Origin of the sequence: Streptomyces sp. NPDC048338 (genome assembly GCF_043201055.1) — a bacterium.
GTDB lineage: Bacteria > Actinomycetota > Actinomycetes > Streptomycetales > Streptomycetaceae > Streptomyces.
The window spans coordinates 109,884-121,956 of sequence record NZ_JBICYQ010000019.1 but is presented as its reverse complement, the minus strand read 5'-3'; the positions used below and the strand labels follow the sequence as shown (position 1 = coordinate 121,956).

Here is a 12,073-nt window from a genome sequence, read left to right as displayed (position 1 = left end):
CGGGCCCTTCCGGCGGTTCCGACTCTATCAGATCCTTTCGGGCCTGATTCCCAGTCAGCGGGTTTTGTCTTTGCGGCTGTTGGGCCGTTCCGACGCTCAAACTCTAGCGGGTTTCCCCGGCGACTCATAATCGAGTCTTTCGAAATGAATTTCGGCATGCCGAAATTCATCCCGGTAGGGAGGTCGTGCTGAGTTGAGTTGCCGCTAATGCGGCGGGAGTGGCTGCCGCAGAACCGTTCCGGTCCCGTGACAACTCGGAGAACACTACGGATGCGGAGGGGGCGTGTCAACCCCCCTCCGGTTGGTCGACCGGAGGGGGGCCGGTGCCTGAGTCCCGGTCCGCTCAGTCGAGGTCCTGCAGGCGGCCGCCGGCGTCCGGCTGGGTGTGCTCCACCCTCCTGAGCAGGCGGATCAGCATCTCGCCGAGGATGCCGCGCTCGTCGCTCGTCAGGTCCTGGAGGAGGTCCTCCTCGAAGCCCGTCGCCATGCGCATCGCCTCTAGCCACTTCGAGCGGCCTTCGTCGGTCAGCTCGACGATCACCCGGACGCGGTTGGTCTCGTCGCGGTCGCGGGTGACCAGACCCTCGCCCGCCATCCGGTCGATGCGGTGGGTCATCGCGGCCGGGGTGAGGCCCAGGCGCTTCGCCAGCTCGCCCGGACCCAGACGGTAGGGGTCGCCGGCGAGGACGAGGGTCTTGAGGACCTCCCACTCCGCGTTGCTGATGCCGAGGTCGGCGAGCTGGCGGCCGTACGCCACGTTCATCCGGCGGTTCAGCCGGCCGAGGGCGGAGACCACCTTCTCGACCTGGGGGTCGAGCTCCCGGTACTCGCGCTGGTAGGCCGCGATCTGCTCGTCGAGGGTCGGCTCCTGCAGGGACCGCGGGCCGGACTGCTCGGGGGTGTCGGACATGCGGGGAGTATCCCACGGCTCCCGTTGGCCTTGAAGTCCTTCAATGTGTATTGTTCAGGTTCTAACTTTAGCGTTGAAGTCTTCAGGGTTCAGTCCTACAGGGCTGAAGCCCTCCGATCGAAGTGGGTGAGTGTGACCAAGGCGATGGGCGCAGCGATGCGCCGGATCCAGGCAGGCAGCGCGCTGAGCGCGTTCGGACTCGGCTTCACCGTGCCGTACCTCTATGTGTACGTCGCTCAGGTGCGGGATCTGGGCGCGAGTACCGCGGGCATCGTCCTTGCCGTCTTCGCCATGGCCGCGCTCGTCGTCCTCCCCTTCAGCGGGCGCGCCATCGACCGTCGCGGGCCGCTGCCCGTGCTGACGGTCGCCGCGGTGCTGGCGTCCCTGGGCGCGCTGGGGATGGGGCTCGCCGGGAGCGTGGCCGCGGTGGTCGGCTCGGCGGCGCTGCTCGGTGCCGGTACGGCCGTGATGCAGCCGGCCCTCGCCACGATGATCGTGTGGTGCTCGGAGCCGGCGGGCCGGACCCGTTCGTTCGCCATGCAGTTCTTCCTGCAGAACCTGGGTCTCGGTGTCGGTGGCCTGATCGGCGGCCAGCTCGTCGACGAGAGCCGGCCGGGCAGCTTCCTGCTGCTCTTCTCGATCGAGGCCGTGATGTTCCTGGTGCTGGCGGGCATCGTGCTGACCGTGCGGATGCCGGGCTCCCCCGCCCTGCAGGGCGCCCGGCCGGCCGCGTCGAAGGGCGGCGGGGTCCGCGCGCTGCTCGGGCACCGGGCCATGGTGCAGCTGTGTGTCCTGGGCTTCGTGTTGTTCTTCGCCTGCTACGGGCAGTTCGAGTCGGGTCTCGCGGCGTACGGCACCGAGGCCGCCGGCATCGAGCCGTCCACGCTGGGTGTCGCGCTGGCCGCCAACACGGCCGTCATCGTCGTCGCGCAGTTCGTCGTCCTGCGGTTCGTCGAGCGTCGGCGGCGCACGCGGGTGATCGCGGCCGTCGGTCTGATCTGGGCCGTGGCGTGGGTCGTCGCGGGGTACGCGGGCCTCGGGCACGGCAGCCGGACGATGGCGACCGCCGCGTTCATCTCCACGTACGCGCTGTTCGGGCTCGGCGAGGCGATGCTGTCGCCGACCGTGGCGCCGCTGGTCGCGGACCTGGCGCCGGAGGCGATGGTCGGGCAGTACAACTCGGCGTTCGCACTGGTCAAGCAGCTCGCGCTGGCGGTCGGTCCCGCCGTGGGCGGGCCGATGGGGGCGGCGCTGCACGGGCCGTACATCGTGACCTTCGTGCTGTTCTCGCTCGGGATCACGTTCCTGGCGCTCCGGCTGGGCAGGCAGCTCGCCCCGGCGCAGGACCAGCCGTCGCTCGTCGCGGTGTCGCGGGTGGTGGCCCGGCACCAGCCGGAGAAGGAGACGGCCGCCGCGTAGGGGGTGCCTGTCCGGGCCGCTCCCGGGAAGGTCCGGGGGCGGACCGGGCCGGGCCCGGTCCGGTCAGTCCGGCAGGGCGAACTCGCACCAGACGGCCTTGCCGCCGCCGGGGGTGCGTCTGCTTCCCCAGGACGAGGCGATCGTGGCGATGATCGAGATGCCGCGGCCCGCCTCGTCCTCGGTCTCCGCCCGGCGGCGCCGGGGCAGGTGGTCGTCGCCGTCGGTGACCTCGATGATCAGCCGTCGGTCGGTGCGCCGCAGGCGCAGCCGCATGGGCGGGGTGCCGTGCTGGAGGGAGTTGGCCACCAGTTCGCTGGTGGCGAGGACGCCCAGGTCGCGCAGTTCGACCGGGAAGCGCCAGCTGGACAGGACTCCCGAGGCGAAGGCCCGGGCGCGCGGTGCGGCTTCCACGCCGCCGAGGAGTTCCAGGGCCGCGTTGTGGAAGAGCTCGGCGTCCGCTCCCTTGCGGGCGGGGTGCTGGACGACCAGTACCGCGACGTCGTCGTCGTGCTCGGCGGTGACGCCCAGCGAGCGGAGCAGCCGGTCGCAGACGACCTGGGGGGTGCCGAGGGCGCCGGAGAGGGCGCGTTCGAGGGCGGCGACGCCTTCGTCGATGTCCTCGCGGCGGCGTTCGACGAGTCCGTCGGTGTAGAGGACGGCGGTGGAGCCCGGGGGCAGGGCGATCGTGCCCGACGTGTGGAGCCAGCCGCCGGTGCCGAGCGGGGGTCCGGTGGGGTCCTCCGCGCGCCGGACCGTGCCGTCCTCGTCCCGGACGAGGATGGGGAGGTGGCCGGCGGAGGCGTAGACGAGCCGGCCCTCGTTGGGGTCGTGGACCGCGTAGACGCAGGTGGCGATCTGGCTGGCGTCGATCTCGGCGGCGAGGCCGTCGAGCAGCTGGAGGACCTCGTGCGGGGGCAGGTCGAGCCTGGCGTACGCGCGGACGGCGGTGCGGAGCTGGCCCATGACGGCGGCGGCGCGGACGCCGCGGCCCATCACGTCGCCGATGACGAGTGCGGTGCGGCCTGCTCCGAGGGTGATGACGTCGTACCAGTCGCCGCCGACGGCCGCGTCGGTGACGCCGGGCTGGTAGGTGGCGGCGATGCGCAGGTCGTCGGGCTGCTCCAGTTCCTGCGGGAGGAGGGAGCGCTGGAGGGTGACGGCGGTCTCGCGGTGGCGTCGTTCGCTGGCGCGCAGCCGTTCGGCGGCCTCTGCGTGGTCGGTGACGTCGGCGGCGTGGACGAGGACCCCGCCGTCGGGGAGGCGCGGGGACTCCACGGGCAGGCAGGTGACGGTGTACGAGCCGCCGTCGTGGGTCTTGCGGGACTTGACGGTGCGGGGCTTGCCGCTGCGCAGGACCTGGTCCATGAGGGGCAGCAGGCCGAGTTCGTGGGCCTCGGGGCAGGCGTCGGCGACGGTGGTCCCGGCGAGGCGGGGTCCGAAGGCGGCGGCGTAGGCGTCGTTGACGTAGGCGATGCGGTGCTCGGGGCCGTACGCGAGTGCGACGAGGCCGGGGAGCCTGCCGATGATCTCCCGTGCGGAGAAGTCCTCGAGTACGGGGACGTCGTCGGCGAGGGGCTCCGGCTGCGGCCCGTACTCACCGCGGGCCGCGGGCACGGAGCCTTCGGTCCCCCGCGCCGCCGTGCGGCGCTGTGTGCCGGGGAGCCGGGCGCTCCAACGGGTGAAGTTCACGGATCTGTATGCCTCGTGGTGTCGTTGGCCGTGCTGAGTCACTCTGTGCAGGTGTGGGCCCACCTATGGTCACACGTCCAGTGTGACCGACCGTACTGACATCGGTGTCAGAGCGGCCGGGGGCCGTTCTTGGGGGGCGGGGGCGCGGCGGCGAGTTCGAACTCGGCTCGTGGGTGCTCCAGGGAGCCGAGCGAGACGATCTCACGTTTGAACAGGCCGGACAGGGTCCATTCGGCCAGGACCCGGGCTTTGCGGTTGAAGGTCGGGACGCGGCTCAGATGGTAGGCGCGGTGCATGAACCATGCCGGGTATCCCTTGAGTTTGCGGCCGTAGATGTGCGCCACGCCCTGGTGCAGTCCGAGGGAGGCGACCGAGCCCACGTACTTGTGGGCGTACTCCTTGAGCGGCTGCCCGCGCAGGGTGGCGGCGATGTTCTCGGCGAGCACCTTGGTCTGGCGGACGGCGTGCTGGGCGTTGGGGGCGCAGGTGCGGCCCGGTTCGTCCGCCGTGACGTCGGGGACGGCGGCCGCGTCGCCGGCGGCCCAGGCGTGTTCGACGCCTTCGACGGTCAGCTTCGCGGTGCACCTGAGCCTGCCGCGCTCGTCGAGGGGCAGGTCGGTGGAGGCCAGGACGGGCGCGGGTTTGACGCCGGCCGTCCAGACGACGGTGCGGGTGGGGAAGCGGGTGCCGTCGCTGAGGACGGCCACACGGTCCTCGCAGGACTCGAGCCGGGTGCCGAGGCGCACGTCGATGTTGCGGCCGCGCAGCTCCCGGATGGCGTAGCGGCCCATCTCCTCGCCGACCTCGGGCAGGATCCGGTCGGACGCCTCGACGAGGATCCAGCGCAGGTCCTCGGGTTTGACGTTGTGGTAGTACCGCGCGGTGTAGCGCGCCATGTCCTCCAGCTCGGCGAGCGCCTCGACGCCGGCGTAGCCGCCTCCGACGAAGACGAAGGTGAGGGCGGCGTCGCGCAGGGCCGGGTCGCGGGTGGAGGAGGCGATGTCCATCTGCTCGATGACGTGGTTGCGCAGTCCGATGGCCTCCTCGACGGTCTTGAAGCCGATGGCGTAGTCGGCGAGTCCGGGGACGGGGAGGGTGCGGGAGACGGAGCCGGCGGCGATGACCAGTTCGTCGTAGGTGAGCCGGGTGCTGCCCGTGCCCTCCTCCTCGGTGGCGAGGGTGGAGAGGGTGACCGTGCGCTCGGCGTGGTCGACGGAGTGGACCTCGCCGATGACGATGCGGCATCCGTCGAGGAGGCGGCGCAGCGGGACGACGACGTGGCGCGGGGAGATGGATCCGGCCGCGGCCTCCGGCAGGAACGGCTGGTACGTCATGTACGGGTCGGGTGTGACCACCACGATCTCGGCAGCACCGCTGCGCAGCTCGGCCTTGAGCTGTCGCTGCAGACGCAGCGCGGTGTACATCCCGACGTAGCCACCGCCGACAACGAGAATGCGCGCAGGTTCGGTCACTGTCCCATGACGCAACGCCGTCCGGGGTTTGTCCACAGGCCCGGCAAATTGTGTGACCGGAGGAGTGCGGAGGCGTGGGGTGGCGCACGAGGTCGGTACACGGAAGAATACGCAGGTCAGGTTGAGGATGTGGGGGCAGCGGAGCGGGCAGAATCGGGAGGCTTCCGGTCCTTGCTCCGATCGGGGGGCGCACCGTACGGAACTGCCCCTTCTGAATTGACCTCGACTCAACTATGTTCGTACCTCGTCGGGGTATCGGAGCGCTGTGCGTGGACCAGAGCACAGAGAGCCGGTCCGGGATCCCGTGTCAGGGCGGGGAGTCTCCGGGGGGAGACATCATGAGCGGGGGAACGCTTATGCACATTCAGGATTCTCATTGGCAGGCTGTCGTCGCACCGGTCGACAGCGCGGTCGAGGGACGTACCGGGGCGACGGCGACCGTCGGGCGCTCCGCTCCGCTGCGCGTGGACGCGCAGCGGAATCTGGAGCACGTGCTGCGCGCGGCGCGCGAGGTCTTCGGTGAACTCGGTTACGGGGCACCGATGGAGGACGTGGCGCGGCGCGCCCGGGTAGGGGTCGGTACGGTCTACCGCCGCTTCCCGAGCAAGGACGTGCTGGTCCGCCGGATAGCCGAGGAGGAGACCGCGCGGCTCACCGAGCAGGCCCGGACCGCCCTCGGCCAGGAGGACGAGCCGTGGTCGGCGCTGTCCCGTTTCCTGCGGACCTCGGTGGCCTCGGGTGCGGGACGGCTGTTGCCGCCGCAGGTGCTGCGGGTGCAGGTGGACGAGAGCGTCGCCGACGCGGTGCTGCCGGTTCCGGTCGCGGCGGACGGGGCGCGGGTGCCGCACCAGCGGGGCTTCGCCGAGTCGGCCGGGTCCCGGGTGGCTGCTCCCCGTCAGGCGCCGGCGGCCGAGCAGGACGACGCCGGCGCGGCGGAACTCCTGGAGGTCGTGGGGCAGCTGGTCGACCGGGCGCGTGCGGCGGGTGAGCTGCGTACGGACGTGACCGTCGCGGACGTGCTGCTCGTGATCGCGACGGCGGCTCCGGCGCTGCCGGACGCGGCGCAGCAGGCGGCGGCTTCGGCCCGGCTGCTGGACATCCTGCTGGAGGGTCTGCGCTCGCGGTAGGCGGCGGGGCGCAGACGTCACGCGGCCCGTTCGTCCGTGCTCCCGGCGGGTCCGTTCGGACCGTCGATCGTCGCACGAACGGGTGAACGGTTACGCCCGGATACGGGAACTCACCCCGGACGAGTGGTAGGTGGCCGCACGGCCTCGGCGTGCCCGTGCTCTGTGGGACGCTTGCGCGGTGTCCGGGTCTGAGCGTGCGTACGGGGGCTTCCGCGATGAGCGGTGACGGTCGGGACGAGCCGCGGTCCGACGGCGGTGCCACGGAGACCGGCGAGCTGCCTCCCCGGCAGGTGCCGAGCCAGGGCGGGCCGGCCGGTCCCGCGCGAACGTCCGCCGGTGCGGCGCCCGTCGGCGTGCCGGGGCACCCGTCCGGGGGCCCCGCCGGGTCCACGGGAGCGGCGGAGGCCAGCGTGCCGCCGCAGCGGGAGCGCGGGCCGGGTACGGCCTCCGTACCGGCGGCCGACGCCCGTACCGGGGGTGCCGCGGCGAGTCCTGAGTCCGAGGGCGTCCTGCCCCCGGCGGTCGAACTGCCGCCCTCCGACGCCGACCTGGTGCAGTGGATGAGGGAAGGCGACGACAGCGCGTACGAGGAGCTGTTCCGCCGCCACTCCGAGGCCGTGCGCCGGTACGCCCGGACCTGCTGCCGGGACGCGCACACCGCCGACGACCTGACGGCGGAGGTCTTCGCGCGCACCCTCCAGGCCGTACGGGGCGGTGCGGGGCCTGCCCACGCCGTCCGCGCCTATCTGCTGACCACCGTCCGCCGGGTGGCGGCGCACTGGACGCGGACGCAGAAGCGGGAGCACCTGGTCGAGGACTTCGCGGTGTTCGCCGCGCAGGCATCCCGGACGTCCGAGGTCTCCGACCAGGACACCCTCGACCTGGGCGCCGAGGTACGGGCCATGCACGAGGCCGAACAGTCGCTGGCCATGCAGGCGTTCCGCTCGCTGCCTGAGCGCTGGCAGGCCGTGCTGTGGCACACCACCGTCGAGGAGGAGTCGCCCTCCGAGGTCGCGCCGCTGTTCGGTCTGACCGCCAACGCCACCGCCGTGCTGGCCAGCCGGGCCCGCGAGGGCCTCAAGCAGGCCTACCTCCAGGCCCACGTCAGCCAGACGCTCACCGCGGGCGGCGACTGCGCCCGCTACGCCGACCGGCTCGGCGCCTACGCGCGCGGCGGGCTGCGGATGCGGGCCGAACGGGGCCTGCGCAAGCACCTCGAGGAGTGCGCCAGGTGCCGGCTCGCCGCCGGAGAGCTGGCGCACGTCAACGCGGGCATCCCGGCGCTGCTGCCGATCGCCGTCATCGGCTGGTTCGCCGCCGGCTTCTCCCTCAAGGCGGCCGGCGTGGTCGCCGGCGGAGTGGCGGGCGCCGCCGGAGCCGGTGCGGCCGCCGCGGCGTCCGGCGCCGGCTCGTCCACCGCCTCGGGCGCCTCCGCCGCCGCGGCCGAGGGGCTCGGGGCACCCGCGAAGGCCGGAATCGCCGCCGCCGTGGCGGTGGCCGCGACGGCCGGACTGGTGTGGGCGCTGTCCGGCGACCCGCAGCCGGTCGCACAGCCCGAACCGACGCCACCGGCGGTCGCCCCCGTCGTACCGCCGAAGCCACTGCCCTCGCCGCCGCCCCGGTCCACCCCGCCGCCCCCGGCGGTACCGCGGACGGCGCCGTCACCGACTCCCCGGCCGCCGCGACCGGCCGAGCCTCCTGCGGCGAAGCCGGGCCCCCGCCCCACCCCGACGCCCGCGCCCCCGAGCCCGCGCCCGAAGCCCGGTCCCTCGAAGACGGCACCCGCGCCCCCGCCACCAGCCCCGCCGACCGTCTACCCGATCAGCCGGCTGGACTACGGCGTCTTCGGCGACGGCACCGAGCCCGAAGTGCGGCTCGGCGACAGCAGCTGGATGTGGCAGCGCGACGGGCTGTCCATGGGCGGCACGCGGTACGCGCACGGCGTGAGCGTGCACGCGCCGTCCTCCCTCACCATCGACCTCAACCGGCGGTGCGTCGACTACGACGCCCTCGTCGGCGTCGACGACCTCAGCGCCCCGCTCGGCGTCGGCGGCGTCCGCTTCTCCGTCCACGGCGACGGCGAACGGCTCTGGCGCTCCGAGGTGGTGGAGGCCGGCGACCCGCCGGTCCCGGTCCACGTGAACCTCGCCGGCCGCGGCACGATCCGACTGGTGGTGGAACCGCACACGCCGTTCGGCCGGGTCGCGATCGCGGACTGGGCCCGGGCGCAGATCACCTGCGCGTAGGACGGGTCAGGACGCCCCGGCTCCGTACCTGACGGGGCCTACGCCCCCACCAGCGCGGCGACCCCGTCGGGATCGAGAGCGGTCCCGGAGGCGTAGGCGGCGGCGTACCCGTCCTCGCCGAGCGCCGCGCGTGCCCGGGAGGCGATCTCGTCCGCTTCCCGCAGTTCCGGCACCGCCCGGGGCGTGGCGCCGTGCCAGGTGTCGGCGGCGGCCAGGATCGCGACCGCCGGTGCGTGCCGCCCGCCCAGGGCGAGCGCGAGTGCCACGCCCTCCGCGAGGTGGGTGGTGACGAAGTCGGCGCAGCGGGCCTCCCGCGCGTCCCGCAGCGCGGCGACGGCGTCCGCGACCGCCGCGTCACCCCCGCCCTCGTACGCCCGGATCCGGGCGCCGAGCCCGGCCAGCAGCGTCTGGAAGTGCCGGGGCGGCGTGCTGGCGGCGAGGTGCTCCATGGCCCTGTCGAGGTGCGCGCGGGCGGCCGTCACGTCGCCCTGGTGCAGGGCGATCGCCGAGCGCATGAAACGGAGGTAGGTGTCCGTGTCGTTGACGCGGTGGCGTGCGGCCTCCGCGGCGGCCTCGTCCAGCCCCTTCGTCGCGCCGTCCATGTCACCGACGAGGTAGCGGAGTTGGGCGAGCCGGGCGATGAGGAAGGGTGCCTCGGCGTGCGCCCCGACCTCGCGGGCGAGGGCGAGGGCGTCCTCGTAGTCCTCGCCGGCCTCCGCGTGGCGGCCGCGCATCATGTTCGCCTCGGCCGCCGCGCTCGCCACCTGGGCCCGCATCCAGCGGTCGCCCACCCGGCGGGACAGCGACCGCAGCTCGGCCAGGTCCTCGTCCAGGTCGGGCGTCCCGCCGGGCATGTCGATCGCCATGTGCGTGCGGAACATCAGGCTGACGCCGACCTCCCACTCGCCGCCAAACCGGCGGCAGTTGTCGACGGACGCGTCCAGCATGGCGAGCACGTCGGCCGACGACTCGGTGAAGTACGCCGTGAACGGCCACAGCAGCCCGGGGAAGCGGGCCGCCTGCGGACCGGGCCGCTCGCCGAACGCCTCGCGCACCCGCCGTACCAGCGCGAGGAGTTCGGGGTCCGCGAAGAAGTCGCCGACGACGTGGTTCTCCGCCGCGAGGAAGAACTGCAGCATCCGCAGCTCCTTCCGGGGCCAGTAGCGCGAGTCGGCCGGATCGTCGGGGTCCTCGCCCAGCCGGACCGTGCGGGCGACCCAGACCACCGCCTCGGAGCGGTAGTTGCGCAGCCACCAGAACCAGCCCATCGCGAAGACCAGCCGGAGGGCGGCCGCCTCGTCGGAGGCGAGGATCGCCCGGTGGAGCGCGGCCCGGATGTTGTCGAGGTCGGCCTCGACGCGCCCGATCCAGGGGAGCTGCTCGCGGGAGCGGAGCCGGGGCTCGGCCTCCTCGGCGAGGGCGGTGAAATGCGCGGCGTGGGCGGCCTCGGCGGCGGCCAGCACGTCGGGGGTCTCGGCGGCCCGCTCGACGGCGTACTCGTGGATGGTCTCCAGGAGGCGGTACCGCATCGCGCCGGTGTCGGTGGGAGCGGCGACGACCAGGGACTTGTCGACGAGGGCTCCCAGGGAGTCGGCGGCGCCGGGCGCCAGCGCCTCGGCGGCGGTGAGGTCCCAGCCGCCGGCGAAGACGGAGACCTGGCGCAGCAGGGTGCGCTCCTCGGGTTCGAGGAGGTCCCAGGACCAGTCGACCACCGCGCGGAGGGTCTGCTGCCGGGGAAGGACGGTCCTGCTGCCGGAGGTGAGGAGAAGGAAGCGGTCGTCGAGCCGGTCGGCGATCTGGCGCGGGCTGAGCAGGCGCAGCCGGGCGGCGGCGAGTTCGATGGCGAGGGGGAGGCCGTCGAGCCGGCGGCAGATCTCGTCGACGGCGTCGGGGTCCTCGGCGGCGTCGAAGCCGGGCCGGACGGCGCGGGCGCGCTCGGCGAAGAGGCGGTGGGCCGGGTGGGGCGGCAGCGGCTCGACGGGGCGGACGGTCTCGCCGGGAACGCCGAGCGGCTCGCGGCTGGTGGCGAGGACGCGCAGCCGGGGGCAGTGGGTCAGGAGGGTCTCGGCGAGCGCGGCCGCCTCCTCGATGACGTGTTCGCAGTTGTCGAGGACCAGGAGCAGGGAGCGGTCGGCGAGGTGGTCGACGAGGACGGCGGTGGGGTCGTCCTGGAGGGGCTGGCCCTCGCGGGTGATCAGGTTGGTCTCCCGCAGGCGGAGGGCGGAGAGGACGGCGCCGGGAGCGGCGTCGGGGTCGTCGAGCGGGGCGAGTTCGACGAGCCAGGCGGGTCCGGGGACGGCCCCGGCGGCCTCCTCGGCGAGGCGGGTCTTCCCGGAGCCGCCGGGGCCGGTGAGGGTGACGAGCCGGGAGCCGACGAGGTCGGAGCGCAGCGCGGCGAGTTCGGGTTCGCGGCCCACGAAGGAGGTGAGCCGGGGGCGGATGTTCCCGGACTCCTCGGGTGGGGCCGGAGGGGGCGGTGGCGGGGCGAGCAGTTCGCGGTGCAGGGCGGCGAGCTCGGCCCCCGGGTCGGTGCCGAGGCCGTCGGCGAGGGCGCGTCGGGCGTCCTCCCAGGCGGCGAGGGCGTCGGCCTGGCGGCCCTCGGCACGCAGGGCGCGGACGAGCTGGGCGCGGAAGCCCTCGTCGTACGGATACGCGGAGGTGAGCTCGGACAGCTCCGGTACGAGTCCGTCCACCGCGCCGCGGCTCAGGTCGGCCTCGACGCGCCGGCGTACGGCCGCGAGCCGCTGGGCCTCCGGGCGGACGCGCGCGTGCTCGGGGAGGTCGGCGAGCGCCGGGCCGCGGAAGAGGGCGAGCGCGGTGCGCAGCAGGCCGGCGGCCGCCTCGGGGTCGCCGGCGTCGAGCAGGCCGGCGGCCCGGGCGGCGTGGCGCTCGAAGACGTACAGGTCGACGTCCTCGGGCCGGGCGAGGAGGCGGTAGCCGGGACCGGGCGTGGACTCGACGGCGTCCCTGCCGAGAACGCGGCGGAGCCGTCCGACGAGGGCCTGGAGGGCGGCGGGGCCGTCGTGCGGAGGCTCGTCGCCGTACACCTCGTCGACGAGCTCGTCGACGGTGACCGCCCGGCCGGGCCGCACGGCGAGCGCGGCGAGCAGCGCGCGCAGTCGGGCGCCGCCGAGCGGCAAGGGGGTGCCGTGGGGGTCGAGGGCCTGGGTGGTGCCGAGGATGAGATACCGCACGCCGGTCATTGTCCCC

At 73.9% G+C, this 12,073-nt stretch carries 7 protein-coding genes; 3 read left to right on the top strand and 4 right to left on the bottom strand.

Translation table 11 applies throughout. The features are described from left to right. Positions 1-343: 343 nt before the first annotated feature. On the bottom strand, positions 344-910 hold the full coding sequence (locus tag ACGFZF_RS35170) for a MarR family winged helix-turn-helix transcriptional regulator (RefSeq protein WP_393561008.1): 567 nt from the start codon (positions 908-910) through the stop codon (positions 344-346). Between the two features lie 144 nt (positions 911-1,054). On the opposite strand from ACGFZF_RS35170, the gene ACGFZF_RS35165 reads away from it, so the two are divergent. Then, positions 1,055-2,329, top strand: coding sequence for an MFS transporter (locus ACGFZF_RS35165; RefSeq protein ID WP_393561014.1), 1,275 nt, complete (start codon positions 1,055-1,057; stop codon positions 2,327-2,329). A 63-nt stretch (positions 2,330-2,392) separates the two neighbouring features. On the opposite strand, the gene ACGFZF_RS35160 is transcribed toward ACGFZF_RS35165, so the two are convergent. After that, positions 2,393-4,018, bottom strand: coding sequence for a SpoIIE family protein phosphatase (locus ACGFZF_RS35160; protein WP_393561006.1), 1,626 nt, complete (start codon positions 4,016-4,018; stop codon positions 2,393-2,395). 107 nt (positions 4,019-4,125) lie between these two features. Continuing rightward, positions 4,126-5,442, bottom strand: coding sequence for an NAD(P)/FAD-dependent oxidoreductase (locus tag ACGFZF_RS35155; RefSeq protein ID WP_393561012.1), 1,317 nt, complete (start codon positions 5,440-5,442; stop codon positions 4,126-4,128). A gap of 404 nt (positions 5,443-5,846) precedes the next feature. Between ACGFZF_RS35155 and ACGFZF_RS35150 the strand changes: the two genes are divergently transcribed. After that, positions 5,847-6,617, top strand: a complete 771-nt coding sequence (locus ACGFZF_RS35150; protein ID WP_393561004.1) for a TetR/AcrR family transcriptional regulator — start codon at positions 5,847-5,849, stop codon at positions 6,615-6,617. Positions 6,618-6,832: 215 nt separating this feature from the next. Continuing rightward, positions 6,833-8,863 (top strand): sigma-70 family RNA polymerase sigma factor, encoded by a 2,031-nt coding sequence (locus tag ACGFZF_RS35145; RefSeq protein ID WP_393561002.1) that lies wholly within the window; start codon positions 6,833-6,835, stop codon positions 8,861-8,863. Positions 8,864-8,901: 38 nt separating this feature from the next. On the opposite strand, the gene ACGFZF_RS35140 is transcribed toward ACGFZF_RS35145, so the two are convergent. Further along, positions 8,902-12,057 carry a BTAD domain-containing putative transcriptional regulator gene (locus ACGFZF_RS35140; RefSeq protein WP_393561000.1) on the bottom strand — a complete coding sequence of 1,052 codons (3,156 nt, stop codon included), beginning with the start codon at positions 12,055-12,057 and terminating at the stop codon, positions 8,902-8,904. Positions 12,058-12,073: the final 16 nt, after the last annotated feature.

Bases quoted from the DNA above. Each gene is read 5' to 3' on its own strand.
- ACGFZF_RS35150 (WP_393561004.1), top strand. From the start codon at position 5,847: ATGCACATTCAGGATTCTCATTGGCAGGCTGTCGTCGCACCGGTCGAC.
- ACGFZF_RS35145 (WP_393561002.1), top strand. From the start codon at position 6,833: ATGAGCGGTGACGGTCGGGACGAGCCGCGGTCCGACGGCGGTGCCACG.
- ACGFZF_RS35170 (WP_393561008.1), bottom strand. From the start codon at position 910: ATGTCCGACACCCCCGAGCAGTCCGGCCCGCGGTCCCTGCAGGAGCCG.
- ACGFZF_RS35155 (WP_393561012.1), bottom strand. From the start codon at position 5,442: ATGTACACCGCGCTGCGTCTGCAGCGACAGCTCAAGGCCGAGCTGCGC.
- ACGFZF_RS35165 (WP_393561014.1), top strand. From the start codon at position 1,055: ATGGGCGCAGCGATGCGCCGGATCCAGGCAGGCAGCGCGCTGAGCGCG.